Here is a 25,383-nt window from a genome sequence, read left to right as displayed (position 1 = left end):
CGCCGGGGCCTCAATGGCCGCCGGCGTTTTTTTATGCGTCGCCGCGGGGCTAGCCGCCCTGCCGTTTCGACGGATCGTCGCTGCGCGAGGTGGTCGTGACGATGCCTTCGTTGTTGAAATGCACGTTGAAAAAGGCCCGGTCGGTCGGGCTTTCGAACCAGCGATAGCCCCACACCTCTTCCTGCTTGAGCCGGAACGCTTCCACCTTGGTGGGCTTGCCCAGCATGCGGCGGATCTGGTCCTTGTTCATGCCCGGACGCACCTTGGCGAAACTCTCGGCCGTCAGCACCTGCTCGATCGTCCGCACCGTGCCGTCCGCATTGGTCGTCACCATCCACGTAGTGGCGCCCTCCGGCCCGCGCGGATATTCGAGCCGCCGGCCGCCGTCCGGCTCTTCCCAGACGATTTCCGGCTTGCCGGCCTGGCGTCGCACATCGTCCTCGGTGGACTTGCCGATCTCGATGCCCTTGAACAGCTGGCTGTCCGGCTTCACGCTGTTCCACGTATCGCGCGCGACGTTGCCGGCCTTCTTCATGGCTTCGTCCACTTTCTGCTGATCGCATCCGAACAGCGCAAGCAGGCTTGCAAGCATTCCCATGGCAGCAAGGCGTCTCCTGGACGCTTCCGTAAATCGCAGGTTGAATCGGTTCGACATCGGTTTCATCGCTTGATGGCCTCCACCGGATCGCCGGCCGGCGCGCTGGCATCGGCGGTTGCGCCAGCGCCGTCGCTTGCACGCCGGTTCGGGCCGCTGGAAAACAGCGTACTCCAGTTGTTGAATCGGCGGTTGAACAGCACGGAAAGCCCGTTGATCGACCCGCCCTTGGCGATCAACGACCAGCGCCGCGAGAACGCATAGGTCAGTTTCACCACGTTCGATGCCGACGTCAGGCTTTGCTCGTAGCCCACGGAAATCTTGTCCGACACGGCCTTGCCGATGCTGACCACCTGCTGGTCATTCAGGCCCGCCGTGCTGGGACCGATCGAAAACTCGTCGATGCCGAAATGGGACACCACGCTCTTGCCGGCCTTGCCGCCGATCATGCCCAGCGCCGCGCCGCCGAGCGCGCCTGCGCTGAGCTGACGCTGCTGGCTCGATCCGGCGCTTTCGGCGCCATAACCGAACATCAGCCACGACAGCTTGTCCTCATCGGGCACGTTCGGCTCCGACACCAGCCGCACGCGCGGCAACCGCACGGTGCCGGTCACTTCCACGCCGGCTTCCACTTCCTGATTGCGGCGCATGGCACGGATATTCATGTTGGGATTGTCGACCGGGCCGTTGAAGTTGATCACGCCGCGTTCGATCTCGAGCTTGCGGCCGAACGCTTCGTAGGTGCCATCGACCACCCGCACCGTGCCCGTCGCGCGCATCGGCGACAGCGGCTCGCTCTTGATGCCGAGCTGGCCCGCCAACAGGATATCGGCGCCCGCGCCGCGGAAGCGGAAGTTGTCGCCGAGGTCGATCGTGACGTCGATCAGCGGGCTGAAGCGGCTCGCCGGCTTGGATTCCGGCACCACGGGCGTGGCCGCCGTCTTGACCTCGCGCTGGTCGCTGCGGCGTACCACCACCACGTCGTCGCCCAGCACCGGCGCGCCGGCCTTGGGCAGATCGAACAGGCCGCGATCGACGCGGAACTTGCCGCGGATGGCGATCTGGCGGTTTTCGTTGGCGATGCCGGCCTCGCCCGATACCACCAGCGTGCGCTCGGGGCTCGCGAACAATTGCAGCTTGTCGGCCACGATCTTGCCGGTGATGTTGGGATCGGTCTCCCCAAGCTTGACCGCACCGGTGGCCGTCAGCGTGCCATCGCCGCCGCGGAAGCGCACCTGCTTCAGTTCCACGGTGTTCTGGTCGAGCGCCACCTGCACCACGCCGTCGGTCAGGCGGATGCCCAGGTCGAACAGCGTGACGCCGATGCCGCTGCCATCGATCGATCCGGTCAGCAGCGGATTGCCAACGGTGCCGCCAAGCTGCAACTGGGCCGCGAGCCTGCCTTCCAGCGCGTATTGCGGCCCGCTCAGCGCTTCCAGCGCTTTCAACTGCGGGATGTCGGCGCTGAAGGTGCCGCCTAGCGTCGACGCCGGCCCGACCGTCAGCAGGCCCTGTTCACTGATCAGCCCAGCCGAGGCATCGATTGCCAGCTTACCGATTCGCTGCGCCGACGTGCCGCCGCGCAGCGTGACACGATTGCCGCTGAACTCGGCGCGCAGCCGGGTGTCGCCCAGGCCGAGCGATGTCCAGCCGCGCCCGGCGTTGACCGAGGCGTCCCCGCTGCGGCGGCGGATCTCGGCAAACCCGCTTGCCGTCTCGGCAAGATTCAGGTTCCAGTTGCCGTCGAGCACCAGATCAGAGCGCACCGGCTGCTTCTCGCCGGTCACGGTTTCCATCAATTCGAGGATATGCAGCACCTGTACGCCGCTGAAATTGCCCTGTGTGCGGATGCGACCGTGATCGAAATCGAAGCCGTCGATGGTCATGTTCGCGCGGTCGAACACGATTCGCGCCTGGCCCAGCTGGATGCGCTGGTTGGCTACCGTGAGCGTCGTCGGCGCGGCCAGCCGCAGATTCACCGTGCTGCGCTCTTCCAGCGTGCGGATGGTGCCGCTCCAGCCCTGCTCGCCGCGCCACGCGCCCTGACCTGCCAGCGCCAGTTGCAACGGCCGGCCGTTCATGGTGCCCGCCGCCTTGGCATCGAAGGTGTGATTGGCCTGCGTGCCGGCCAGGGTCGCATCAAGCGTGCGGATGCTGGCCTGCGGCCCCTGGTAGTCGCGCGCCGACAGTTGCGCCGACAGCGTGCCGTCCAGCCCGCCGCGCAGCTCCGCATGGCCGGACGCGCTGGCCACCTTGTGCGGGCCGATCACCAGCGCCTGCGCGGCGTAGTCGCCAACCACCTCGGGCCGCTTGAGCGTGCCGGAAATCTCCGCATCGACGCGGGCGCGACCGCCCACACCGAATTTGAGCCGATCCAGTTGCGGCGCGTCGATGTTCACCTTGAGGCGATCGCCGCGCGCGCCAAAACTGCCTTTCAGGTTCACCTGGTTGCCCGCCATCAGCAGCGACGCCTCGCTAGGCATCAGGCGCTCGCCCTCCACGCGCACCTTGCCGTTGCCGGTCATCGGCAATCCGGCGTATTCGCTTTCATTCAACGCGAAGTCCAACGCCACGCGCAGCACCTTCGCCAGCGACCCGCGGGCCGAGAAATCGGCATTGATGCGGCCCGGCGCCACCTTGGCCAGTCGCGACGGATCGAAGTTGGCGAGCTTGCCCTTGAAATCGAACGCCTGCTGGTCCTTGAGCCCGAGCTTGCCTTCGGCATTCAACGTGCCCTTGCCGAGCCCCGCGCGCAGTGCCGACAGCGTGACCGCATCCTGGTTGACACTGGCGTCGGCAAACAGCTTGAGCTCGCCACCGGCCACATCGAGCGCCACGCTTTGGCGGCCCGGTTCCAGCCTCAGGATGACGGGCCCGGACAGATTGGTCGGCACCAGACTCGTATACAGCGCGGCCACATCGAGGCGGCGCACGTCGAGATCGAATCCGCCGCGACCTTCTTGCATGGTGCCTTGCCCGACGATCTCCGCCTTGCCCGGCAGGGCGATGCGCAGATCGCGCACGGTCTGGGTCATCTCGCTCAATTCGACGCGTGCCTGCACGCTATGTACGGGCAGGCGCTCCTTGTCGATCGGACCAGGATCGAGGTTGCGCACCATCACCTCGCCGGCAACGGCCAGCGGATGCTGCGTCGGCGCGGCGGGCTTGGGCACCGGCGCGGAAGCCGAGGCCGCCGATGCGGCAGCTACCGCGCTGGCCGTCGATTCGCCGGGCTTTGGCGCGGCCACCCGGGGCGGCGGCGGCACCGCATCGACGGGCCGTAATTCGGCGTGCACGGTCAGGTTGGCCTGGGGCGCCGACGCGCTGAACAAGCGCGGATTGATGCGTTCACCGTCGACGACCAGATGCGTGAACGGCACCTTGCCGAACGGTGTGACATCGGCATTGGCGCGCGCGCGGATCCGGTCGCCGTTGGCTTCGAGCGCGGCGTGCAGCGCATCGAGCGATCCGCTGGCGGTGGCCGACACCGCATACGACTCATCTTTCCATTGGCCCTCCAGCAATGCCTCTGCCGACAGGGCAAACGGCGTCTGGCCAGCAATCTGCGCATTGGCCTGCAGCTTGCCGTAGGGCGTCGCCAGCTTGTCGATCACCACGCGGTGGCGCAGCCCATCGCTGTGCAGCGCGCCGGAAAGGTCCGAAAGCACGATCGGACTCGAGGTCGCCGGCGGCCCCTGCAGCCACGACAATTCGGCAATCGTCAGCACATCGACATCGACGGCCAGCGGCAGCTCCAGCGACGCCGGCATGCGCGCCGGCTCGGTGCTCGGCGGCGACGCCGGCAGCCTGGCGTCGATCTTGCCCAGGCGCAGCCATTCCACATGCAGCCGCGTGGGCGACCAAGACATCTGCCACCGAGCGTCGACGCGATCGATCGTCACATGCGTGTCGCCGCTGGCGAACACCACATCGCGCAGCCGCAATCCGTGGGCGACGGTGCCGCCGTCGAGCTTGCCGGCCAGCGTGCCGGCCGACAGCCGCGTCGCCAGATTCCACAGGTGCCGCGTACCGGATTCGGTGCGCAGCGCGGCCACGGCGGTGACGACCAGCGCGATCACCAGCACCAGCATCACGCCGACAATCCACGCCAGCGCCTTCCACACGCGGCGGCGCCTGCGCGGCGGCTGGCGCGGAGTGTCGCCGCTCTCGCGCGGCATCGGCGGCATATCGGGCATGTTCATCAGAACGCCACCCCAAGCGAGATATGCGGGCGGAACTGCTTTTGCTGGATGCCGTAGCCGATGTCGAGCTGCACCGGCCCCACCGGACTGCGCCAGCGCGCGCCCACGCCCACGCCGTGATAGATCTTCACGCCGTCGAGGTTGTTGCTGGCCGTGCCCATGTCCCAGAACACCGCCGCGCCCCACTCGGGCTTGAACCAGTGCTGGTATTCGAGGCTGCCGGTGCCCAGGAATCGCGCGGGCAGCACGCTGGCGCCGTTGGGCGTGCCGATCGACTGGTAGCTGTAGCCGCGGATCGAGTCGGTGCCGCCGGCGCGAAAGCGCAGCGACGCCGGAATCAACGCCGGATCGTTCGACGTGATGTTGGCGCCAAGCTCCAGCCGCGCGACGAACAGGTCGCGGTTGCCGACCGGAACGTACTGCCGAATGCGCCCATACAGGCGCAGGAACGTGGCATCGCTGAGCAGGCCCTTGCCGGCCACGCCGATCTGCGTGGTGATGACGTTGCCGCGGCGCGGGAACACCGGGTTGTCGACATCGCGCCGCGCCCACGCAAATGCCGGCACGAGCGCCTTCGAGTACTGCGCTGCCTGCCCGTAGGGCACCAGCTTGTCGTAGTAGAAATCGAGCGAGACCGTCGTATCGTATTTCTCGCGCGAGCGGGAGCGTTTCAGGCCGGCACGGTAGCTCGTGACATCGGTGCTTTCGATATCGATGGTCCGCTCATAGCTGCTGTAGAGGCTGTTGCGGAATGTGCGCGAATCGGGCGGCATCGCGGTTTCCACAAACGCATACTGGCGCTTCTGCTCGATGCGCGCCTGGGAATCGAACACCCACGCGCGATTGAACAGGTTGTAGTACGAATAACGGCCTTCCACCTGCGCACCGGTATCGGTGGTGTAGCCAACGCCGGAACTGAGCCGATGCGTCGGATATTCGCGCACCTTGACGCGCACGGGCGCGGTGACGGTCTGCCGCTGCGCCGCGGCCTCGGCCGACTCGGCGGGCGGCGGCTCCTCGAGATCGACCTGGACGTTCGAAAAATAGGGCTGATTCTGGATCGCGCGCTGGAATTCGAGCAGCCGCTCCACGCGATAGGGCTCGCCTTCGCGCAGCGGATTGACGTTCTCGATGATCCGTTGCGGATAGCGGCGCGTGCCTTCGATCTCGACCGGCCCCAGCACATAGGCCGGACCGCTGTCGTACTTTGCGCTCAGGTCCGCCGCGCGCTCGTCGGGCTCCACGCGCGCCTGCGAGGAGGACAGTTTGGCGCCGTAGTAACTTTTGCTCTGCAACTGGACCAGCGCGTCTTCCTTGGCCTTGTCCCAGTCGGCCTGACGGAACGGATTGCCTTCGGGCAGCCCCCACTTCGTGCGCATCTCGGCCACCTGTTCGGGGGACTGCGTGGCGGCGGGACCGCTTACACCGACGTCCACGCGGCGGATCAGCGTGCGCGCGCCGGCGTCCACCACGATCTTCACCACGCGATCGGCGCCCTCGCCTTCCACAGTGGCCTTGGTGGTCGGATCGAACCAGCCCTCGGTCGACGCGAACTGGCGCACCTGATCGCCGACGGTTTCCACCATGTAGTGGAACTGGTCTTCGGACATATCGGTGCGCGTGGCGTAGCGCGCAAGATCGAGATGTTCCTCGAGGATGTCCTTGAGCGCCTTGGGGGCGTCGATCTCGACCTTGTAGGCGGCCTTCGCCGCGTGGGCGCCGGGCATGCCGATCAGCAGCGGCACCAGCAGCGCGATCGCCACGACCCGGACTGCGCCAAACCGACCGGCGCGCGCAAGCCGTCCGACACCCAGCGCGATGCGGTGTGCCATGGCGGCGCCGAGCTGTGCGGCCGTGCGGTCCAAAGCGATCGTCATCCGTCCTTGCGGTCCAAAATCAAGTCGCTATTTGACCACACCACCGACGGCCCAAGGCCATCGCACGAGCAAAATTCAGGATTCGCCGGCGACCGCCCGCAGCTCGCCTTGCCGATACGGTAAAATCCTGACCCGTCATCCCCAACGCCGCCCCCAGGGCACAGGTTTCACCATGGCCATGTACGAATCCGAAATCACGCAGTTCTTGAAGACACTGAAGCAGGAGCGCCCGTCGCTGGAGAAAGAACAGCGCGAAGGCCGCGGCCTGTTGTGGGACAAGGCCCCGATCGACCTGGAAGAGCGCGCCCGCGCCAACGCATCGCGCGTGGCCCAGAAGCCGTACGTCTACTCGTCCGACAACTGATCGCCCGCCCCGCCCTCCCGGACACTCCCCAATGCACCCGAGCGACCCGCTGGAGCCCGCCGCGCAGGACAAGCTGACCCTGCCGGTACCGTTGCCCAGCGTGGCGCCGGCCGGCGGCGGCACCAATCCCGCCGACATGGTCGACGGCATGGCGTTCGCGCGCCTGTACGGCGAGCCGCTGTTCAAGCTGCCGCAAGACCTGTACATCCCGCCCGATGCGCTCGAAGTGTTTCTGGAAGCGTTCGAGGGCCCGCTCGATCTGCTGCTGTACCTGATCCGCAAGCAAAACTTCAACGTCCTGGACATTCCGATGGCCCAGGTGACGCGCCAGTATCTCTCGTACGTCGATCAGATCCGCAGGACCAACCTGGAACTGGCCGCCGAGTACCTGCTCATGGCGGCGATGCTTATCGAGATCAAGTCGCGCATGCTGCTGCCGGTGAAGAAAGCCGACAGCGACGAGGAAGCCGAGGATCCGCGTGCCGAACTGGTGCGCCGCCTGCTGGAATACGAGCAGATGAAGCTGGCAGCGCAGCGGCTGGAAACCGTGCCGCAACTCGGCCGCGATTTCCTGCGTTCGCAGGTTTATATCGAGCAGAGTCTGGCGCCGCGTTTCCCCGAAGTGGAGACGATCGACCTGCAATCGGCGTGGGCCGACGTGCTCAAGCGCGCCAAGCTCAACCAGCACCACAAGATCTCGCGCGAGGAACTGTCCGTGCGCGAGCACATGACGCAGATCCTGCGGCGCCTGCAGCACGCCCGCTTCATGGAGTTCAGCGAACTCTTCGAAGACGCCATCCGCTCCGGCAAGGGTGTGCCCGTGGTGGTGGTGAACTTCATTGCCATGCTGGAGTTGTCGCGCGAATCGCTGGTGGAAATCACGCAGGCCGAGCCGTTCGCACCGATTTATGTGCGATTGGCGTACACGCCGGCCTGATCGTTCCGCAGGGCGGACAATCGCGGTCAATTTCCCGGCGCCCGGGCGGGCATGAAGCCGCGCGGATGCTCTACAATCCGCCGACAGCCGGCCAACGTCTTTTCATAGAGTCCGGCGCGCCGTCCGCCTTGTCCCATGGCAGCGGGCAGGCTCCTACCACGACCGCACACCACATTCATGAAAGTCATTTCTTCCATCCAGGAGTTGCGGGACCAGTTGCGCGGGCAAAACCGCGTGGCGTTCGTCCCCACCATGGGCAATCTGCATGAAGGCCATCTGTCGCTGATGCGTCTGGCGCGCCAGCATGGCGACCCGGTGGTGGCGTCGATCTTCGTCAATCGCCTGCAGTTCGGCCCGAACGAGGATTTCGACAAATATCCGCGCACGCTGCAGGACGACATCGAAAAGCTGCAAAGAGAAGGCGTGTACGTGCTATTCGCGCCCACCGAGGCGGATATGTACCCGGAGCCGCAGGAATACCGCGTCGAGCCGCCGCACGACCTGGGCGACATCCTCGAAGGCGAGTTCCGTCCCGGCTTCTTCAAGGGCGTCTGCACGGTGGTGATGAAGCTGTTCTGCTGCGTGCAGCCGCGCGTGGCCGTGTTCGGCAAGAAGGATTACCAGCAGTTGATGATCGTGCGGCGCATGGCCAACCAGTTCGCGCTACCCGTGGACATCATTCCGGCCGAGACCGTGCGCGCCGACGACGGCCTGGCGCTGTCGTCGCGCAACCGCTATCTGGCGCAGGCCGAACGCGCCGAGGCGCCGATGCTCTACAAGACGCTGCACGAAGTGCGCGACACCGTGCTGGGCAATGGCAACCTCGATCTGCTGAAGGTGGAGGCCGACGCCGTGGCGCGCCTGCAGGCGCGCGGCTGGCAGCCGGATTATGTGTCGATCCGCAAGCGCAGCAACCTGCAAGCGCCGACGCGAGAAGAATTCGCCGCCGGCGAGCCGCTCGTCGTGCTAAGCGCCGCGAAGCTCGGCAATACGCGACTGATCGACAATCTCGAAATCTGACCGTGGACTCGCCGGTCGGCGCTGATCGGCGCTGATCGGCGCCGCACATATGAAACGGGCCGGATTCTCTCCGGCCCTCGTCGTTTCTGGCGATGGCGATCGCGCGCCGCTCAGGCGCGCGCCGAGCGCGCCGACCGCTCCTTTTCGCGCGCCAGATGACGACGGTGGCCGCTGCGGCGTTTCCACCAGATCAGCACGCCCGTCAGCGCGAACACCAGCGGCACCAGGCCGAACACGGTGATGAACGCGCGTCCCCACACGCCGAATGCCTCGCCGGTATGCAGCGGGAACAGCCAGTTGATCAATGTGTCGCCCGGCTGCGCATCGTGCGGATCGCGCACACCGAGCGGGCGCCCCGTGTAGGCATCGAGCCAGAGCCGCGTGGCGCCACTGTCGGCGCGCACTTCGCCTTCCTGACGCAAGCGCACTTCGTACGCATCGCCCGGCTTGCGCGGCAGGCTGACGCGCGTCACCAGCGCGCCCGGGAACTGTTGCTGCGCGGCCGTCATGGCCTGCGCCGGCGTGATCGCATGCACGCCCGGCGGCGGCGTATCGGACTGGTGCTTGGCAGGCGGGCTCACGGTCATCACGCTGGCAATGATCGGCGTGACCCATTTCGGCAGATTCAGATACCAGCCCGAAAACGCGATGGTCGCCAGCACGGGCGCCACGAAGATCCCGCCGGCGCGGTGCAGCGTATAGACAAAGCGCGACCACGAGCCACCATGCGCGACGCGGACCGACTGCTTCAACGCGCGCAGCTTGAGCTTGGGCCACCACAGCACCACGCCCAACAGCACGGCCACCAGCAGCATCATCCCGGTGATGCCGGTAATCGTCTTGCCAGTGTCGCCGGACAGCAGATAGCGATGCAGGTGGAACACGGTCGGCATGATCTGCTGGCGCGACAGGCCGGGCTCGCCCCACAGACGCTCGCCCTTCACGGCCAGCGTGATGGGATCGATCATCACCTGCCGGAAACGTCCCGCGCCGGCCTGCTCGCCCTTGATTGGGTAATAGGCGATGAACACGTCGTGCTGGTCGATCGGCAGCATCAGCAGGTTCGGCTTGCCATACTGCGGATCGGCCATCAGCTTGCCGGTGATCGATTCCACCGTCGCGGCGCCCACCGGGATGCGCGTGGCCGATGATGCCTGGAGCAGGTCCGGATTGAGCCACTGGTCGATTTCGTCGCGCCACGAGATGGCCGTTCCGCTCAGGCCCATCAGGATGAACAGCAAGCCGAACACCAGGCCGATGTAGAGGTGCAGCTTGACGAGGACGGCGCGTAGACGACCGGTGACCATGCTTGGAAACTTTCTCTTGGGATGCGATGCTGCGGCGCCGCATCAGGCGTGGAAATCACATCTGTGCGCCAACACGCAAACGCAAATGCGAAGAATTCGCGATTCTAGCAGCGTGACGTTAAGATCGTAGTCGCGCCCCCTGCCATCTTTCGCCCACGCGCTGCCTGCTTCCGCCATGCCCCTGATCGAACTGGTTCCCGCCTCGCCTGCCGACGCCGACCTGCTTGCCGCCATGCACGCCGATAGCTGGCGTCATGCCTACGCCGGCCTGATTCCCGCCGAATATCTCGAACACCACGCCGCGAATGAACGACGCATCACCTGGCGCGCCCGGATGCTGGAAGGAGCGGAAGCGCCGCTCGACGTCACGATCCTGCGCATCGACGGCCAGCCGGCGGGATTTTCATGCCTGATGCCGCTTGCCGAGCCCGGCTACGGCGTCTATGTCGACAATCTGCATGTGCTCCACACGCACCATGGCAAGGGCTATGGCAAGCAGTTGATGGCCCATTGCGCGGCGCGCGTGGCCAGCCAGTGGCCGGGCAAGCCGCTGTTTCTGTACGTGCTGGAAGGCAATACGCAAGCGCGCGAATTTTATCGGCGCCTCGGCGGGGTGGAATCGGACAGCTTCAACGATCCGTTTCCCGGCACAGACCTGATGGTGGCGATCCGTCGCGTCACGTGGGACGACGTCGACGCGCTGGTCAGCCGCCTGGCACCGGGCCCGTAGCTGCGGCGGGCGGATGGCCATCGAGCCAGCGCAGGATCGGCTGCCACTGCTCCCAATCGCGCGCCACGCGCGATGGCGCCACATCCCACAGCGTCAGCCCGTGCGCTGCCAGCTGGACGTAGTTCTGTGTGTCGCGCAGGTAGCCCAGCACCGGCAGGCCCAGTTGCTCGACAAAGCGCTGTAACTGCTCGGCGGCGCGCGTGCGCATGTCAACCCGCATGCCGATCACGCCCACGCTGACTTCGCCATGGCGGACGCGCTTGTCATCGGCCAGTTTTTCCAGAAAGTCCTGCGTGGCCAGGATGTCGAACATCGACGGCTGCAGCGGCACCACCACGCGGTGCGCCAGCTTCATCACGTCGCCATAACGCCAGCCGTGCAGGCCCGCTGGTGTATCGAGCACCACATGGGTGGTGCCCTTGGGCGGACGGGCGATGTGGTCGGCGTCGATGTCCCAGCTGCGGATCGGCGGCGCCGATGCCGGGCGCAGGCCCAGCCAGGCGCGCGACGACTGCTGGCGATCGGTGTCGCCGAGCATCACGGCGTGTCCGTGGCGGGCGAAATACCCGGCCAGATTGGTGGCAAGCGTGGTTTTACCCACGCCGCCCTTGGGATTGGCGATGACGACGACCGGCATGAAAGTCCTCCGACATCCAGCAGATGGACGCGATTCTAGCGGGACTGCAGCGGCGCGAACATCGCCCGAAGGTCGAGGTGATCGGTCATGCTGTCGGCCAGCCGGTCGATCGACGCCTCGCGCAGCGCATCGAGATCCACGCCATTGGCCCCGGAAAGCCCCGCCCAGCGCAATAGCGCGCCGCACGCAGCGGGATTGTCGAACACGCCGTGGACGTAGGTGGCCAGCACCTGCCCGTCGTCGGATACCGCGCCATCGGGCCGGCTGACGCCGTTGTCGTCGAGCCATAGCGCCGGACGATCGAGCCCCGGCCCTGCGGTCACGCCGAGATGGATTTCATAGCCATCGACCGCCGCGCCGCCCGCCAACCGATCCACATCGATTTCGTCGCTCCCGATGTCCACCGCCAGGCGCCCCGTCACGCGCCGCAACTGCTTGTCGGGCGCCAGCGTGGTGTCGAAATCGAGCAGGCCGAGCCCCTCGCTTGCGCCCGCAGGGCCCTCGCGGCCGTCCGGATCATGCACCCGACGGCCCAGCATCTGCATGCCGCCGCAGATGCCGATCAGCTTGCCGCCGTAACGCAAATGGCGCAGCAGCGCGCGATCCCAGCCATGGCTGCGCAGGAATGCCAGATCGGCGCGCACGCTCTTGCTGCCGGGCAGGATTACCAGGTCCGCGGGCGGAATCGGCATGCCCGGGCCAATGAACTGCAGATCGACATCGGGATGCGCGCGCAGCGCGTCGAAGTCGGTGTGGTTCGAGATGCGCGGCAGCACCGGCACGATTACGCGCAGACGCTCTCCCTCTGCGCCGGCGCGGCGCGCGACCTGGGCGCTGACGATCGCGTCCTCGGCATCGAGGTGCAGCCCGTGCAGGTAGGGCAGCACACCGAAAACGGGCTTGCCGGTACGGGCGCTGAGCCAGTCCAGCCCTGGCTGCAACAGGCCGATGTCGCCGCGGAATCGATTGATGATGAAGCCGGTCACGCGAGCGCGCTCGCTGTCGGACAGGCAATCGAGCGTGCCCACCAGATGCGCGAATACGCCGCCGCGATCGATGTCGGCCACCAGCACCACCGGGCAATCGGCGCGCTCGGCAAAACCCATATTGGCGATGTCGCGGTCGCGCAGGTTGATTTCGGCGGGACTCCCGGCGCCCTCCACCACCACCACGCCGTACGCCTGTTGCAGCCGCGCGTGGCTTTCCAGCACGGCGGCCATCGCGCGCGGCTTGTAGGCGTGATAGGCGCGCGCATCGAGATCCATGCGCGCGCGGCCGTGGATGATCACCTGTGCGCCGATATCGCTGCTGGGCTTGAGCAGCACCGGGTTCATGTCGGTATGCGGCTGCAGCCCGGCCGCCTGCGCCTGCAATGCCTGCGCGCGTCCGATCTCGCCGCCGTCGACCGTCACCGCGCTGTTCAGCGCCATGTTCTGCGGCTTGAATGGCGCGACCGCCACGCCCGCGCGCGCCAGTACGCGGCACAGGCCCGCCACGACGGTGCTCTTGCCGGCGTCGGAGGTGGTGCCCTGGATCATCAGGGTGCCGCGCAGCGCACGCGCGGCATACGGAAAGACTGGCTGGTTCGAGGTGGCATTTTGCATCGCGCGATTATCGCAGCACGGCCTGCCGCCCGGCCGCAACCTGCGCTGTTATCTGCGTTCCAATCTGCAAGATCCATGCATGCGGGCGCCGGATGCGGCGGCTACAATACGCCGCATGAACTCCACGGCCTCCACTCAGGCGCTCAATCTGGCAGCCGCCGCCGACGTCGCATCGACCGGCGCCGCCACGGCCAGCGAACCGCAAACGGCACCCGCCCCGCAGCCGCAAACCGGCAGCGCCACGCCGCGCGAACTGACGCTGGTGCTCGGTGGCGCGCGCTCCGGCAAGAGCCATTTCGCCGAGCAGTTGGCCACCGATCATGCGGCCGCCACGCGCGGCCCGGTGACCTACATCGCCACGGCGCGACACGATGCGGAGCCGGCCGACGAGGAAATGGAAGTGCGCATCGCCCTGCATCGCGCCAGGCGTCCGGCGGACTGGACGCTGGTCGAAGAGCCCGTCCATCTGGCCGACGCGCTGTACGCGCACGCGCGTCATGACGGCTGCATCCTGGTGGACTGCGTGACGCTGTGGCTCAACAACCTGCTTTTCGGCGACCATCGCGAATACCCCGAGCATGGCGTCATCACGCCGCCGCCCGCATTTACCGAGGAAATCGACGCGCTGATGACGGCGCTGCCGATGCTGCCGGGCCATGTGATCCTGGTCTCGAACGAGATCGGCTTTGGCGTGGTGCCGATGGGCGCGATCACCCGCTTCTATGTCGACGAACTGGGCCGCCTGAACCAGAAGCTCGCCGCCGCCGCCGATCGCGTGCGCCTGCTGGTGGCAGGCATTCCGGTGGCCATCAAGGACCCCTCGCCGCGAGGCAGTCACACACGATGATCATGCTGTCCTGGCCGGCCTGCGTGGCGGCCGCGCTTGCCGGCGTGCTGCTGGACCGCTGGCTGGGCGAGCCGCGCCGCTGGCATCCGCTGGTCGGATTCGGCCGCATTGCCACGGCGCTGGCCAATCGACTCAATCGTCCCGCAAGCGGCGCGGCGCGTCAGCGCATCGCCGGTCTTGCCGCGTGGGCGTCGATGGTGCTGGTGCCTGCCGCGGCCGCGTATTGGCTGCTCGCCATGGCCGCCGCGCTGCATCCCGCGCTGGCGTGGCTGCTGCATGTGGCGGCCCTGTACTGCGCGCTGGGCGCGTGCAGCCTGACCCAGCACATCGCGCCGATCGCCGATGCGCTGGCGCGCGGCGACCTGCCTGCCGCACGCGGGCTGACGGCGCGCATCGTCTCGCGCGACACCGCCGACGCCGACGCCGAAGCGCTGGCGCGCGCCGCGTGCGAATCGGCGCTGGAAAACGGCAACGACGCGATCTTCGGCGCGCTGTTCTGGTTCCTGGTGGGCGGCGCGCCCGCCGTGATCGTGTTCCGGCTGGCCAATACGCTCGATGCAATGTGGGGCTATCGCACTGCACGCTGGGAAATGTTCGGCTGGGCGGCCGCGCGCATCGACGACGCGTTGAACCTGGCCCCCGCGCGTCTGACGGCGCTGTCCTACGCGCTGCTGGGCGCCACCGCGCCGGCATTGCGCTGCTGGCGTGTCCAGGCGCGTGCGTGGTCGAGTCCCAACGCGGGACCGGTCATGGCTGCCGGCGCGGGGGCGATTGGCGTGGCGCTGGGCGGCGGCGCGCACTATCACGGCGCATGGGAAGAGCGGCCGCCGCTGGGCATCGGCGCCCCCCCCAACGCTGCGCACGTCCGCGCGTGCCTGCGGCTGGTGCAGCGCACCTTGTGGCTTTGGCTCGGCGTGGCGATGCTGAGCGCGCCGCTGGTATCACAATGGCCTGCGCTGCTGGCGACGCTGCGAGGTCTGGCATGAACGGCGCCACACCGATTCGCCATGGCGGCAATCTTCTGGCGGCCGTGAAGCGCTACGGCCGTCCGGCGCAAGACTGGATCGACCTGTCCACCGGCATCAATCCCACCTGCTATCCGATTCCAGCGCTTCCGGTCGATGCATGGCAACGGCTGCCGCAGGACGACGACGGCCTGGCGGAAATCGCGGCGCTCGCCTACGGCGCACCGCGCGCCCTGCCGGTAGCCGGCTCGCAGGCGGCGATCCGCACGCTCCCGGCACTGCTGCGCCCGGGGCGCGTGGGGGTCGCGGCGTTGGGCTATAGCGAATACGCCCCCGCCTTTGCACAGGCCGGGCACACCGTGGTGCCGCTCGATGAAGCCGATTTCGCGCGCGCCGATTTGCCGCAAGGGCTCGATCACCTTGTCGTGGTCAATCCCAACAACCCCACCGCGCGCTGCGTGTCGGCCGACATCCTGCTGCGCTGGCATGCGCAACTGTCCACGCTGATCGTCGACGAAGCTTTTATCGATTGCACCGCCGCCGCATCGCTGGCAGCGCACAGCGACAAGCCGGGGCTGGTCGTGCTCCGTTCGATCGGCAAGTTCTACGGCCTGGCCGGCATCCGCTGCGGCTTCGTACTGGCCGCGCCCGATCTGCTCGACGCATTGTCCGCGCGGCTTGGGCACTGGACCGTTTCGGGTCCGGCCCGTGCCATCGCCCGCATCGCGCTGGCCGACCATGCCTGGCAGACTGCCACGCGTGCCGCGCTGCGCGTACAGGGCGAGCGCCTGGCCGCGCTGCTGACCGGCCACGGGCTGCGCACCGTTTCGCAACCGCTGTTTTGCTGGGTGCCCGACGATCGCGCATCGGTGCTGCACGACGAACTGGCACGACTGGGCGTCTGGACGCGCCTGTTCGATGCGGCCGGCGACTGCCCGGCCAGCCTTCGCTTCGGGCTACCGCCCGACCATCCGAACGCGTGGCAACGGCTCGACGCCGCGCTCGATCACATCCTGAACCGAATCCGATGAAGTGCACGTCCGCCCTGCTGGTTTTCGCCACGCTGCTCGCCACCGTTCACGCGCACGCGGCCGTCTCCGTCGTGGACGATGCCGGGGAGACCGTCACGCTTGCGCAGCCCGCCCGGCGCATCGTTTCGCTGGCGCCGCACGTGACCGAACTGATCTACGCGGCCGGCGGCGGCGAGCGCATCGTGGGCACCGTCAGCTACAGCGACTACCCGCCACAAGCACGCGACATTCCGCGCGTCGGCGACAACAAGGCGCTTGACCTCGAACGTATCGCCGCGCTCAAACCGGATCTGATCGTGGTCTGGCGTCATGGCAATGCGCAAAAGCAGACCGATCGGCTGCGCGCGCTTGGCATGCCGCTGTTCTTCAGCGAGCCGCGCAAGCTCGAATCGATCCCGGAGAACCTGGAAAAACTCGGCACGCTGATGGGCACGGAAGCGGTGGCCAATCGCGCCGCCGGTGAGTTTCGCCAGCAGGTCGAGACACTGCGCAGGACGTATGCGCAGCGGCCCGCCGTGACGGTTTTCTATCAGGTCTGGCAGCAACCGTTGATGACACTGAATGGCCGGCATCTGGTCAGCGATCTGCTGACACTGTGCGGCGGCCGCAACCTGTTTGCCAGCGAAACGCCGCTGGTGCCGACTGTCACGGTGGAATCGGTCATCGCCGGCAATCCGGAGGTCATGCTGACGGCCGGCATGGGCGCCACGCGCCCCGACAAGCCGCTGGCCGATTTTTCGCAGTGGGAAAAGTGGAAACAGGTGACAGCCGTGGCGCGCAACAACCTGTTCGTGATCGACGGCGATCTGATCAATCGCGCCGGGCCGCGCGTGGTGAAAGGCGCCGAGGAGATCTGCAAGGATCTCGATATCGCAAGGTCGCGTCGCGGCCGCTGATACGCCGTGCGCTTCGGCGCCGGTCTTCGCTGCCGCAAGCCATCATCAACGAAGAACTGGAACATATGGCGAAGCTGTACGGTGCGGAAGTCTGGCCGTACCGCCCCGTGTACGTCTGCGCCAAGGCCTATATAGACATTCGCTTTCCGTCCCGGCCGCCGGGCCTGTAAAGCGCACGCGCCGCTGTCGGCCGCACCGGGGCTGGGCGCAGGTTCAGCGGCAATTCCACCAGGACAACGACGCCGATGCAGGCGTCACCTGAAATCCGCAGCTCGCGCCAAATGCGAGGCGCCATCCGAGCGTTTTTTCCAGCGGCAGTTCCAGCCATCGGGCTGCCAGCATGCGCATCGGCCCCGCGTGCGTGATGACCCATATGCGCTCGTCAGACGCTGCGTCGAGCGAGTCGGCCCATGCGCCGATACGCCCCATCGCCTGCGTCGCGCTTTCGCCGCCGTGCGGGCGGGCGTTCATCAGGTCGGCGGCCCAGAGGTCCAGCGCATCGCGCCCGATCGCCTCCCATGCCAGCCCTTCCCAAGCGCCGAAATGCAGTTCGCGTAGACGCTGCTCGATCTCGATGTCGGGCGCGTTGTCCATGCAGGCCACCAGACGCGTCGCGGTCTGCATGGCGCGCGCGGCCGGGCTGGCGACGATGCGATCGGGGGGTGCGAGCTTCGCGACAATCTCCGCGGCCGCAGGAGACATCGGCGAGGCCAGCGGCACATCGAGACTGCCGTAGCAGATGCCGGGCGACACGTCCGGCGCGGCGTGGCGGATCAGTACCACTTCCATGCGGCCGCCACGAGGTAAATCGATAGTTCGGCCAGCTGCTGCGCCATGCCGAGGCAATCGCCGGTGTAGCCGCCGATGCGTCGGACGAAGTAGGCGCCCAGCGCAGCGCGCAGCGCGGCCAGCACCAGGATTGCCACGCCGGCGAACAGCGGCGACACCCACAGCAGCGGCAGCACGCCGCACGCCAGCGCAAGCAGCAGGCCCGGGCCGGCCAAGCGCTGCGCCACGGGCTTGGCCTTGCCTTCGGGCCGCACATAGTCGTGCGTGGCAAGGAACGTGATGGCCATCGCACGGCTGGCGCCGTGGGCCGCGATCAGCACTGCGAGCAGGGCTTCCACGCCCTGTGCCTCGCCGATCGAGACCAGCAACTGCCATTTCAGCAACAGCGCGATGACGATGGCGATGGCGCCAAACGCGCCCACGCGCGAATCGTGCATGATCGCCAGCACGTCTTCGCGCCGATAGCCGCCGCCGAACGCATCCACGCAATCGGCCAGGCCGTCCTCATGGAATGCGCCAGTCAGCAGCAGCGTGGCGGCCATGCCCAGCACCACGGCGACCGGCGGCGACCAGACCTGCCATGCCGCCCAGGTTGCCAGCGCGCCTGCTGCGCCCACCAGCAATCCCACCAGCGCGAAATATCGCGCCGCGGCGTTCAGATAATGCGGCTCGAATCCCACCCATGCCGACAGGCGTCGCGGCAACGGCACTCGCGTGAAGTAGCCGACGGCGGTCAGGAAAAAACGGAATTCGTCAGCCATGGTCGTCGCCTATGCCGGTGCGTTGCTGACGCCCGCGCCACTGAACGTCGCCATTTCACGCAGGAACGCCACGGCCGATGCCACCAGCGGCCATGCCAGCGCCGCGCCAGTGCCCTCGCCCAGACGCAGGTCGAGCGCCAGCAGTGGCTCGGCCTTGAATTCGGCCAGCAACGCGCGGTGCCCCTGCTCGTGCGAACAATGCGAGAACACGCAGTACTGCAGCACGTTGGGGTCAATGCGCGCGGCCACCAGCAAAGCGGCCGAGGCGATGAAACCGTCGACCAGAATCACCATGCGGCTGGCGGCGGCGGCCAGATAGGCGCCCGTCATCGCCGCGATCTCGAAGCCGCCGAAGGTGGCCAGCACATCGAGCGGATCGGTCACATCGGGATGACGCGCCAGCGCCTGCGACAACACCTCTCGCTTGCGCGCGAGGCCCGCATCGTCCAGCCCCGTGCCGCGACCGATGCATGCCTCCAGCGGCAGGCCGACAAGCCGGCTCATCAGGCAGGCGGCCGCCGACGTATTGGCAATGCCCATCTCGCCGAAGCCGATCACGTTGGTGCCCTGCTGCGCGTGGCGCAGCACGCGGGCGATGCCGGCGTTGATCGCCGCGCCCGCCTCGGCCGGCGTCATGGCCGGCTGATCGACAAAATTGCGCGTGCCATTGGCCACGCGGCAGTTGACCAGCCCCGGCGCCGCCGGCAGCGGCGCGCGCACGCCAACGTCCACCACTTCCAGCGCCATGCCGTGCAGCCGCGTGAAGACGTTGATCGCCGCACCGCCGCCGAGAAAATTCAGCACCATCTGCGCGGTGACTTCGGGCGGGAATGCGCTGACGCCAGCATCGGCCACGCCGTGGTCGCCGGCAAACACGATGATGGCCGGACGATCGAGTTCGGGCACGGTTTCGCCGCGGATCAGGCCGATCTGCATCGCCAGCGATTCCAGGCGGCCCAGCGATCCGGGCGGCTTGGTCTTGTCGTCGATGGCGGCCTGCAGCGCGGCGCGCAGCGATTCATCGAGCGGTGCGATCGGTGGCAGGGCAAGGGCGAATTCGGAAATATGGGTCATGACTACAGGTTCGGATTACATTTCAACGCCGCGCTGGGCCTTGATGCCTTGCTGGAATGCGTGCTTTACCGGCGTCATGTCAGTGACCGTGTCGGCCGCCTCCACCAGCGCCGGCGGCGCGCCGCGGCCCGTGATGACCACATGCTGCATGGCGGGGCGCGCGCGCAGATCGGCGATCACGGCGTCGACATCAAGATAGTGCAACTTCAGGGCGATGTTCAGTTCGTCGAGCAGCACCAGCCCGATCGATGGGTCGCGCAGCATGCGGCGCGCCAGTTCCCATGCGGCTTCGGCCTTGGCAACGTCGCGCGCGCGATCCTGCGTCTCCCACGTGTAGCCCTCGCCCATCACATGGAACTCGCATTGATCGGGAAAGCGCTGCAGGAACATTTCCTCGCCGCTCGGGATCGCGCCCTTGATGAACTGCACCACGCCGGCACGCATGCCGTGCCCCATCGCCCGGATCACCATGCCAAAGCCCGAACTCGACTTGCCCTTGCCGTTGCCGGTGGTGATTACAATCACGCCGCGTTCGGTCTGCGCGGCGGCGATCTTGGCATCGACCACTTCCTTCTTGCGCACCATGCGCGTCTTGTGGCGTTCATCGCGGCCGTCGTCGGCCGGTGTGGATTCGATATCGCTCATGAATGGCTTCCGTCAGGCACCAGAGCGACATGCGAACCGTCGCTGATGCGGATGATAGGGGTACGCAGTGCTCGCGAACACTGTGCGGGAGTGAGTACATCTTGCGCCGGGCCATGCAGCGCGTGGTCGTCTTCGGCCATCAGCAGCGCATGCGTGGCGTAACGCAGCGCCAGCGTCAGGTCGTGCAGGATCACCACGACGGCGTGGCGGCCGGCCTGCGTCAGGCGACGCAGCAAATCGAGCACCTGGATCTGATGGCGCAGATCCAGATGCGCCACGGGTTCGTCGAGTAATAGCAGCGGCGCCTGCTGCGCCAGCACGGCGGCCAGCGAGACGCGCTGGCGCTCGCCCCCCGACAGTGTCAGCACATCGCGCTCCGCCAGCGTGTCGAGATCGAGTTCGTGGATGACGTCACGCACGATGCGGTCGTCATCGCGGCGTCCCCATCCCCAGCCATTCAGATGCGGATGTCGGCCAATGCGCACCGCATCCTCGACGCTCATCGAGAACGTGTCGTGCACCGCCTGCGGCAGATAGGCGCGCTGTCGCGCCAGCACGGCCGGCGGAATATGCGCGAGGGCCGCGCCATCGAGCGCCACCGCGCCGTCGTCGGGCGCGCGCAGGCCCGCCAGCACGTTCATCAGCGTGGACTTGCCCACGCCGTTCGGCCCCACGATGCACCACAGCTGGCCCGCGCCAATCGACATCGACAGGCGATCGACCAGCATGCGGCCGGGCGTGCGCAGCCGCACGTCGTGCAACGCCAGCACGGGACACGCCGCGAGCGGCTCGGACCAATCGCTCATCGCGGCCTCCGCAGCAACAGATAGAGAAATGTCGGCACACCCAGCAATGCCGTGATGACACCGACCGGCAGTTGCGCCGGGGCGATGATCGTGCGCGCGATCAGGTCGGCCGCCATCAGCAGCGTCCCGCCGAGCAATACGGACGCCGGCAGCAACAGGCGCTGGTCGTTGCCCCACGCCAGACGCACCATATGCGGCACGACCAGGCCGACAAAGCCGATCGACCCGGCCGTGGTAATGGCCGCCGCAATCGATAGCGACGCGATCAGGAAAGTGGCCAGCCGCACGCGCCCGACACGCACGCCGAGCGATTGCGCCACGGTTTCGCCCAGCAGCATCACGTTGAGCGCGCGCGCCATCGGCATGGCCAGCGCCAGCGCCGCGATCAGCGTGGCCAACGCCCAGCCATAGACGGCGGTGCCGCTCAGGTCGCCGGTCAGCCAGAACAGCATGCCGCGCAGGCGTGACTCCGGCGCGATCGCGAGGATCAGCGTGATCACCGCGCCCCAGCCCGCAGCGAGGATCACGCCGGTCAGCAGCAGCCGCGCGCCGGCTTCATGGTGGCCGCCCTGCACCTGTGGATGCAGCAGATCGCGGCGCGCCAGCGTGGCCACCAGCAGCATGGAAACCAGCGCGCCGCCGGCCGCGCCTGCCTGCACCAGCCACAGCGGTAGCATCAGCAGCATCGCCAGTAGCGCGCCCGTGGAGGCGCCGCCGGATACGCCCAGCACATAGGGCTCGGCCAGCGGATTGCGCAGCAGCACTTGCATCAGCGCGCCCGACAGGGCCAGCAGCCCGCCGCACGCGAATGCCGCCGCCGCGCGCGGCAGCCGCAGTTCGCGCACGATCGCGCCGGCCGTGCCCGTATCCGCGCCGGTCAGCGCCTGCCAGAGCTGGCGCGCGTCGAGCGCGACGCTGCCCACGGCCAGCGACAGCGCGAACACCGCCAACCCGGCCAGGGCCAGGACGCTCCAGACGATCAGCGCGCGGCGCAATTCACTCATCGCTTATTTCTGCCGCCACCCCAGCGTGATGAACCCGGCGCGGCCCTGCGTGTTGTACGGATAGGCGAGCATGTAGTTCTTGTCGAACAGGTTTTCGACGCGGGCGGCCACAAACCATTGCTTGTCGATGTTGTAACGGGCGTTGAGGTTGACGATACCGTATCCACCCAGCGTGCGCGAGCCGCTGTCGAGCCGCGACGAAGAAATCAGCCATTCGCCCCCAAAACGCCAGTTGCCGAAGTTGCGGCCGACGTCGAACGACGCATGACGGCGCGCGCGGCGCAGCAACTGCGTGTTGTTGGTTTCATCGAGCGGATTCTGGAACGTGACGTTCGCGCCGAGATCCGTGCCCCACACTGTCGCGCGCCACGACGCCTCGACGCCCTGCACCCGCGCCTTGTTGACGTTCTGCGCCAGATATAGGCCCGGCGCGGTCAGCGTGGAAACGATCAGGTCGTCGTAACGCGTTTCGAATGCCGTCACGCGCAGCAGCCCGGCGCCGGCCGTATCGAGCTGCACGCCCACCTCGGCGGACTTCGCGCGTTCGGGCTTCAGGTTGGGCTGCCCGAACCCGGGGTAATAAAGTTCATTGAAGGTCGGCGCACGGAACGCGTTGCTGACGTTGGCAATCAGCTTGAGCTGTTCGGTAAGGTCGAAGCCGTAACCGGCAAAGAAGCTGCCCTGGTTGCCGAAATCGGAATAGTGGTCGTTGCGCGCGTTGAGCTGCAGCTGGTTGCGGCCGATGCGCCCCTCATAGCCGGCGTAGACCGAAAACACGTTGCGTACCGGCGCGTTGTAGGCGCTCGATGTCAGCGCCTGCTGCAGCCAGTCGGTGCCGAACAGCAGCTTGTGGTCGGGAGTCAACGCGTATTCGTTTTGCCAGTTGAACTGGCGCGTGCGCGTGCTGAACAGGCTGTCGAACAGGCCGTTCTTGGTGCCTTCGCTGCGGTCCTGGCTCTGCGCGATCTTGAAATGCGTGGTCCAGTTCGACGTCACCTTGCCATTGGTGAATGCGGACAGCGTGTACAGCTCGCTGTCCATGCGATAGTCGTCGGTCGGCTTGCCGCTGGTGGTGTCGTACGACAGTTGGCTATTCGAGTAATACGCCGCGAACCCGGCGTCCCAGTCCGGCGTGATCTTGTGTCGCACCTGCCCCGACACGCTCTTGTTTTCGTACGGGTTGTCGCCGGGATTGGGACCCACGCCACGCGCGACGCTGCGCGGGTTGTCGGCATTCCACTGCGCGGCGTTGATCGACGAAAAGCCATCGGTCTTGAAGATCGATCCGGTCACGTTGAATGACGTATCGCCCACCTGGCCGCCGTAACCCACCGTGCCCTGGCGCGTGTTGTTGCTGCCGTATTCGATCTGCGCATTGGCCGCCGGCGCCTGTCCGACGCCATTCTTGGTGAAGATCTGCACCACGCCACCGATCGCGTCCGATCCGTACAGCGCCGACACGTTGCCGCGCACCACCTCGATATGGTCGATCTGGTCCGGCAGGATGTTGGCAAGTTGCGCCGTGCCGCCGCTGGCGCCGGCAATGCGCACGCCATCGACGAGGATCAGCACCTGGTTGGAATTGGCGCCGCGCATGAACAGCGTGGTGTTGGCGCCCATGCCGCCATTTGCCGCGAACTCGACGCCGGCCTGTCCGCGCAGCAGCGAGCGCAGGTCGGGCGCCTGGGAATTGACGATGTCCTCGTGCGTGACCACCGTCGTGTGGGGCAGCGCGTCGGTGACACGCTGCGCGGTGCGCGACGCGGTGACGACCGTTGGCGTCAGCGCGGGCGACGATGTGGCTGGCGTCGAGGCAGACGCGGCCGAGGATGTGGCTGGAGACGGCGCGGTGGCCGTGGCCTCGTCGGCGGTGGCACCTTGAGCCAGCGCCGATGCAGCGCAGAACGGGTACGACAATACGGCGATGGCCGCCAGGATGGCGGGCGTGGACGGGCAAACCGGCGGCATTGCCGCGACGGTCGACCTCAATGGCGTGGAACGCATGAGCAAGGATGGAAGAGAACGGCCGGGCCCGTTCCCCCGCGGGCCAGATGGCGATGTGGCGCGCCGTCCCGAAGGGACAGGCGCCCGCGTTCTTCAGGCCGGTATCCGGGCTGACGACATCAGGCTGGCCGCCTTCCCGATCGGCGCGCGACACCTCAGAACTGAAGAATCGTGACGAGAAGATCAGTGGCGATTGGCCGGCCCTGCGGACGCGCTCGATGCGCGGCCGCGGTCGCTTACCGTTGCGGGGGCAGCACAGGTTGGCCCGCCCCGACCTCCACGTCGAGCGCCGGCTCCCTGTTTCCCGTTGAACTGCGGCCCCGACTGGGCAAGGTCCGCGAGCACCTGGAACGTGCGCGAGTGTAGGGAGTTTCAAAGTTATCGTCAATGCGGAGGTCCGGTATGCCGATAACCGTGTTTGACGCGCGAAATTGCGCCAATCGCCGCAGATCCGTGCAACTTCGGGGCGACACGCCGGTCCGAACCGGCGGCGTTGCCGGTAGCCGTTGCGCGAGCATCGGCTAGAATCCCCAAAACCTGACCCTTACTCCTACCGGACACGACAGGCACTATGCTCAACGAACTCGAACAGCTGGCCGCCAAGATCGGGCGCGTACTGCATCACGCAGACACCCTGGCTGCCGAGAACCAGCGGCTGCGCGCGGACATCGACCGCCTGCAGGCCGAGGCGAGCCAGTTGCGCGCGGACCGCGAAGCCATGGCGGCCGACCGCGAACTGCTCAACATCAAGATCGAGGAAGCGCAACTGCGCATCCAGTCCATCCTGGACAAGCTGCCCACCGCCAGCGATGCGCGCCAGCTGGACCTGCTTGGCGACCGCGCGCCGCGCGCCGCATCGGAAGGCTCGCAGCAAGCCCCTGGAGAACATGCATGAGCAACAAGCAAGTGGAAGTGAACATCGCGGGCCAGCCCTACCGCTTCGCGATCTCCGCGGACAACGAAGCCGCGCTGCTGGAAGCCGTGGCGCTGGTCGACGACAAGATGAACAAGCTCAAGGGCGGCGTCGCGTCCAAGGGCGTGGAGCGCGTGGCGGTGATGGCCGCCATCAGCATTGCGTCTGATCTGCTGGCCATGCGCCGCAAGCAGGACGAAGACGGCGCGATCCCGGTGGACGCCGTGCGCGCGCGTATCCGCGAACTGAACGAGCGCGCCGACGAGGCGCTGCGGCAATACGCGCACGTCGGCACGCGCTAGCCGGCTGCAGCGGGCAAACGTCGGCGCATGCTTGAATTGCGCGGCCATGGCCACATATCACGTGCATGTGAAG

Annotated in this window: 23 protein-coding genes and 1 riboswitch; of the genes, 10 read left to right on the top strand and 13 right to left on the bottom strand. The window is 67.1% G+C overall.

What is annotated here, in order from left to right:
- Positions 1 to 49 precede the first annotated feature (49 nt).
- The 3 genes from bamE to F7R19_RS06030 form a co-directional block, all read right to left on the bottom strand.
- Entirely contained in the window at positions 50 to 598 is a 549-nt protein-coding gene (gene bamE, locus F7R19_RS06040) for an outer membrane protein assembly factor BamE domain-containing protein (protein ID WP_150979651.1), read from the bottom strand.
- Positions 599 to 660: 62 nt separating this feature from the next.
- On the bottom strand, positions 661 to 4,797 hold the full coding sequence (locus F7R19_RS06035) for a translocation/assembly module TamB domain-containing protein (protein ID WP_150979650.1): 4,137 nt from the start codon (positions 4,795 to 4,797) through the stop codon (positions 661 to 663).
- Positions 4,797 to 6,629: an autotransporter assembly complex protein TamA gene (locus F7R19_RS06030; protein WP_150979677.1), complete on the bottom strand. Its 1,833-nt coding sequence runs from the start codon at positions 6,627 to 6,629 to the stop codon at positions 4,797 to 4,799. The genes F7R19_RS06035 and F7R19_RS06030 overlap by 1 nt, the downstream gene beginning before the upstream one ends.
- Positions 6,630 to 6,846: 217 nt before the next feature.
- On the opposite strand from F7R19_RS06030, the gene F7R19_RS06025 reads away from it, so the two are divergent.
- The 3 genes from F7R19_RS06025 (at position 6,847) to panC (ending at position 8,995) form a co-directional block, all read left to right on the top strand.
- Complete coding sequence (locus tag F7R19_RS06025; RefSeq protein WP_150979649.1) at positions 6,847 to 7,038, top strand: DUF3460 family protein; 192 nt, start codon at positions 6,847 to 6,849, stop codon at positions 7,036 to 7,038.
- Between the two features lie 31 nt (positions 7,039 to 7,069).
- Positions 7,070 to 7,975 (top strand): segregation and condensation protein A, encoded by a 906-nt coding sequence (locus tag F7R19_RS06020; RefSeq protein WP_150979648.1) that lies wholly within the window; start codon positions 7,070 to 7,072, stop codon positions 7,973 to 7,975.
- A gap of 177 nt (positions 7,976 to 8,152) precedes the next feature.
- A complete protein-coding gene (panC, locus tag F7R19_RS06015) occupies positions 8,153 to 8,995 on the top strand; it encodes a pantoate--beta-alanine ligase (protein WP_150979647.1) in 843 nt (280 codons plus the stop codon).
- A gap of 110 nt (positions 8,996 to 9,105) precedes the next feature.
- Here the strand turns inward: panC and F7R19_RS06010 are convergent, their stop codons facing one another.
- Positions 9,106 to 10,302: a PepSY-associated TM helix domain-containing protein gene (locus tag F7R19_RS06010; protein ID WP_150979646.1), complete on the bottom strand. Its 1,197-nt coding sequence runs from the start codon at positions 10,300 to 10,302 to the stop codon at positions 9,106 to 9,108.
- A gap of 175 nt (positions 10,303 to 10,477) precedes the next feature.
- Between F7R19_RS06010 and F7R19_RS06005 the strand changes: the two genes are divergently transcribed.
- Positions 10,478 to 11,032, top strand: a complete 555-nt coding sequence (locus tag F7R19_RS06005; protein ID WP_061952713.1) for a GNAT family N-acetyltransferase — start codon at positions 10,478 to 10,480, stop codon at positions 11,030 to 11,032.
- Here the strand turns inward: F7R19_RS06005 and F7R19_RS06000 are convergent.
- Positions 11,007 to 11,669 (bottom strand): ParA family protein, encoded by a 663-nt coding sequence (locus F7R19_RS06000; protein ID WP_150979645.1) that lies wholly within the window; start codon positions 11,667 to 11,669, stop codon positions 11,007 to 11,009. The genes F7R19_RS06005 and F7R19_RS06000 overlap by 26 nt on opposite strands.
- Before the next feature lie 35 nt (positions 11,670 to 11,704).
- Positions 11,705 to 13,207 (bottom strand): cobyric acid synthase, encoded by a 1,503-nt coding sequence (locus F7R19_RS05995; RefSeq protein ID WP_150979676.1) that lies wholly within the window; start codon positions 13,205 to 13,207, stop codon positions 11,705 to 11,707.
- A 181-nt stretch (positions 13,208 to 13,388) separates the two neighbouring features.
- On the opposite strand from F7R19_RS05995, the gene cobU reads away from it, so the two are divergent.
- Genes cobU through F7R19_RS05975 form a run of 4 tightly spaced genes read left to right on the top strand, consistent with a single transcriptional unit; the run spans position 13,389 to position 17,012 of the window.
- On the top strand, positions 13,389 to 14,120 hold the full coding sequence (gene cobU, locus F7R19_RS05990; protein WP_150979644.1) for a bifunctional adenosylcobinamide kinase/adenosylcobinamide-phosphate guanylyltransferase: 732 nt from the start codon (positions 13,389 to 13,391) through the stop codon (positions 14,118 to 14,120).
- Entirely contained in the window at positions 14,117 to 15,106 is a 990-nt protein-coding gene (locus F7R19_RS05985; RefSeq protein ID WP_150979643.1) for a CobD/CbiB family cobalamin biosynthesis protein, read from the top strand. The genes cobU and F7R19_RS05985 overlap by 4 nt, the downstream gene beginning before the upstream one ends.
- The gene (gene cobD, locus F7R19_RS05980; RefSeq protein WP_150979642.1) at positions 15,103 to 16,116 is read left to right on the top strand and encodes a threonine-phosphate decarboxylase CobD; all 1,014 of its coding nucleotides are present in this window, start codon (positions 15,103 to 15,105) and stop codon (positions 16,114 to 16,116) included. Before F7R19_RS05985 ends, cobD begins: the two co-directional genes overlap by 4 nt.
- Complete coding sequence (locus F7R19_RS05975) at positions 16,113 to 17,012, top strand: cobalamin-binding protein (protein ID WP_061952721.1); 900 nt, start codon at positions 16,113 to 16,115, stop codon at positions 17,010 to 17,012. Before cobD ends, F7R19_RS05975 begins: the two co-directional genes overlap by 4 nt.
- A gap of 213 nt (positions 17,013 to 17,225) precedes the next feature.
- Here F7R19_RS05975 and F7R19_RS05970 read toward each other — a convergent pair whose 3' ends face one another.
- Genes F7R19_RS05970 through F7R19_RS05940 form a run of 7 tightly spaced genes read right to left on the bottom strand, consistent with a single transcriptional unit; the run spans position 17,226 to position 24,095 of the window.
- The gene (locus tag F7R19_RS05970; protein ID WP_150979641.1) at positions 17,226 to 17,801 is read right to left on the bottom strand and encodes a histidine phosphatase family protein; all 576 of its coding nucleotides are present in this window, start codon (positions 17,799 to 17,801) and stop codon (positions 17,226 to 17,228) included.
- Complete coding sequence (locus F7R19_RS05965; RefSeq protein ID WP_061952725.1) at positions 17,786 to 18,562, bottom strand: adenosylcobinamide-GDP ribazoletransferase; 777 nt, start codon at positions 18,560 to 18,562, stop codon at positions 17,786 to 17,788. The genes F7R19_RS05970 and F7R19_RS05965 overlap by 16 nt, the downstream gene beginning before the upstream one ends.
- A 9-nt stretch (positions 18,563 to 18,571) precedes the next feature.
- Entirely contained in the window at positions 18,572 to 19,636 is a 1,065-nt protein-coding gene (gene cobT / locus F7R19_RS05960; protein ID WP_061952727.1) for a nicotinate-nucleotide--dimethylbenzimidazole phosphoribosyltransferase, read from the bottom strand.
- Between the two features lie 15 nt (positions 19,637 to 19,651).
- Entirely contained in the window at positions 19,652 to 20,281 is a 630-nt protein-coding gene (gene cobO, locus F7R19_RS05955) for a cob(I)yrinic acid a,c-diamide adenosyltransferase (RefSeq protein WP_061952729.1), read from the bottom strand.
- Positions 20,278 to 21,087: an ABC transporter ATP-binding protein gene (locus F7R19_RS05950; RefSeq protein ID WP_150979640.1), complete on the bottom strand. Its 810-nt coding sequence runs from the start codon at positions 21,085 to 21,087 to the stop codon at positions 20,278 to 20,280. The genes cobO and F7R19_RS05950 overlap by 4 nt, the downstream gene beginning before the upstream one ends.
- Positions 21,084 to 22,091 (bottom strand): FecCD family ABC transporter permease, encoded by a 1,008-nt coding sequence (locus tag F7R19_RS05945; RefSeq protein ID WP_150979639.1) that lies wholly within the window; start codon positions 22,089 to 22,091, stop codon positions 21,084 to 21,086. The genes F7R19_RS05950 and F7R19_RS05945 overlap by 4 nt, the downstream gene beginning before the upstream one ends.
- 3 nt (positions 22,092 to 22,094) lie before the next feature.
- Positions 22,095 to 24,095 carry a TonB-dependent receptor plug domain-containing protein gene (locus tag F7R19_RS05940; protein WP_150979638.1) on the bottom strand — a complete coding sequence of 667 codons (2,001 nt, stop codon included), beginning with the start codon at positions 24,093 to 24,095 and terminating at the stop codon, positions 22,095 to 22,097.
- A gap of 79 nt (positions 24,096 to 24,174) precedes the next feature.
- Positions 24,175 to 24,459, bottom strand: a riboswitch (cobalamin riboswitch).
- A gap of 207 nt (positions 24,460 to 24,666) precedes the next feature.
- Between F7R19_RS05940 and F7R19_RS05935 the strand changes: the two genes are divergently transcribed.
- A complete protein-coding gene (locus F7R19_RS05935) occupies positions 24,667 to 24,990 on the top strand; it encodes a hypothetical protein (RefSeq protein ID WP_061952737.1) in 324 nt (107 codons plus the stop codon).
- Positions 24,987 to 25,310: a cell division protein ZapA gene (locus tag F7R19_RS05930; protein WP_061952739.1), complete on the top strand. Its 324-nt coding sequence runs from the start codon at positions 24,987 to 24,989 to the stop codon at positions 25,308 to 25,310. The genes F7R19_RS05935 and F7R19_RS05930 overlap by 4 nt, the downstream gene beginning before the upstream one ends.
- Positions 25,311 to 25,383 lie beyond the last annotated feature (73 nt).

The organism is Cupriavidus pauculus, from assembly GCF_008801835.1.
GTDB classification, from domain to species: Bacteria; Pseudomonadota; Gammaproteobacteria; order Burkholderiales; family Burkholderiaceae; genus Cupriavidus; species Cupriavidus pauculus.
The sequence above is the reverse complement of the archived record's forward strand: the minus strand, read 5'-3'. Positions and strand labels throughout refer to the sequence as shown.

Coding starts and splice junctions, on each gene's coding strand:
- bamE (WP_150979651.1), bottom strand. CDS start 598: ATGGGAATGCTTGCAAGCCTGCTTGCGCTGTTCGGATGCGATCAGCAG.
- F7R19_RS06035 (WP_150979650.1), bottom strand. CDS start 4,797: ATGAACATGCCCGATATGCCGCCGATGCCGCGCGAGAGCGGCGACACT.
- F7R19_RS06030 (WP_150979677.1), bottom strand. CDS start 6,629: ATGGCACACCGCATCGCGCTGGGTGTCGGACGGCTTGCGCGCGCCGGT.
- F7R19_RS06025 (WP_150979649.1), top strand. CDS start 6,847: ATGGCCATGTACGAATCCGAAATCACGCAGTTCTTGAAGACACTGAAG.
- F7R19_RS06020 (WP_150979648.1), top strand. CDS start 7,070: ATGCACCCGAGCGACCCGCTGGAGCCCGCCGCGCAGGACAAGCTGACC.
- panC (WP_150979647.1), top strand. CDS start 8,153: ATGAAAGTCATTTCTTCCATCCAGGAGTTGCGGGACCAGTTGCGCGGG.
- F7R19_RS06010 (WP_150979646.1), bottom strand. CDS start 10,302: ATGGTCACCGGTCGTCTACGCGCCGTCCTCGTCAAGCTGCACCTCTAC.
- F7R19_RS06005 (WP_061952713.1), top strand. CDS start 10,478: ATGCCCCTGATCGAACTGGTTCCCGCCTCGCCTGCCGACGCCGACCTG.
- F7R19_RS06000 (WP_150979645.1), bottom strand. CDS start 11,669: ATGCCGGTCGTCGTCATCGCCAATCCCAAGGGCGGCGTGGGTAAAACC.
- F7R19_RS05995 (WP_150979676.1), bottom strand. CDS start 13,207: ATGATCCAGGGCACCACCTCCGACGCCGGCAAGAGCACCGTCGTGGCG.
- cobU (WP_150979644.1), top strand. CDS start 13,389: ATGAACTCCACGGCCTCCACTCAGGCGCTCAATCTGGCAGCCGCCGCC.
- F7R19_RS05985 (WP_150979643.1), top strand. CDS start 14,117: ATGATCATGCTGTCCTGGCCGGCCTGCGTGGCGGCCGCGCTTGCCGGC.
- cobD (WP_150979642.1), top strand. CDS start 15,103: ATGAACGGCGCCACACCGATTCGCCATGGCGGCAATCTTCTGGCGGCC.
- F7R19_RS05975 (WP_061952721.1), top strand. CDS start 16,113: ATGAAGTGCACGTCCGCCCTGCTGGTTTTCGCCACGCTGCTCGCCACC.
- F7R19_RS05970 (WP_150979641.1), bottom strand. CDS start 17,801: ATGGAAGTGGTACTGATCCGCCACGCCGCGCCGGACGTGTCGCCCGGC.
- F7R19_RS05965 (WP_061952725.1), bottom strand. CDS start 18,562: ATGGCTGACGAATTCCGTTTTTTCCTGACCGCCGTCGGCTACTTCACG.
- cobT (WP_061952727.1), bottom strand. CDS start 19,636: ATGACCCATATTTCCGAATTCGCCCTTGCCCTGCCACCGATCGCACCG.
- cobO (WP_061952729.1), bottom strand. CDS start 20,281: ATGAGCGATATCGAATCCACACCGGCCGACGACGGCCGCGATGAACGC.
- F7R19_RS05950 (WP_150979640.1), bottom strand. CDS start 21,087: ATGAGCGATTGGTCCGAGCCGCTCGCGGCGTGTCCCGTGCTGGCGTTG.
- F7R19_RS05945 (WP_150979639.1), bottom strand. CDS start 22,091: ATGAGTGAATTGCGCCGCGCGCTGATCGTCTGGAGCGTCCTGGCCCTG.
- F7R19_RS05940 (WP_150979638.1), bottom strand. CDS start 24,095: ATGCGTTCCACGCCATTGAGGTCGACCGTCGCGGCAATGCCGCCGGTT.
- F7R19_RS05935 (WP_061952737.1), top strand. CDS start 24,667: ATGCTCAACGAACTCGAACAGCTGGCCGCCAAGATCGGGCGCGTACTG.
- F7R19_RS05930 (WP_061952739.1), top strand. CDS start 24,987: ATGAGCAACAAGCAAGTGGAAGTGAACATCGCGGGCCAGCCCTACCGC.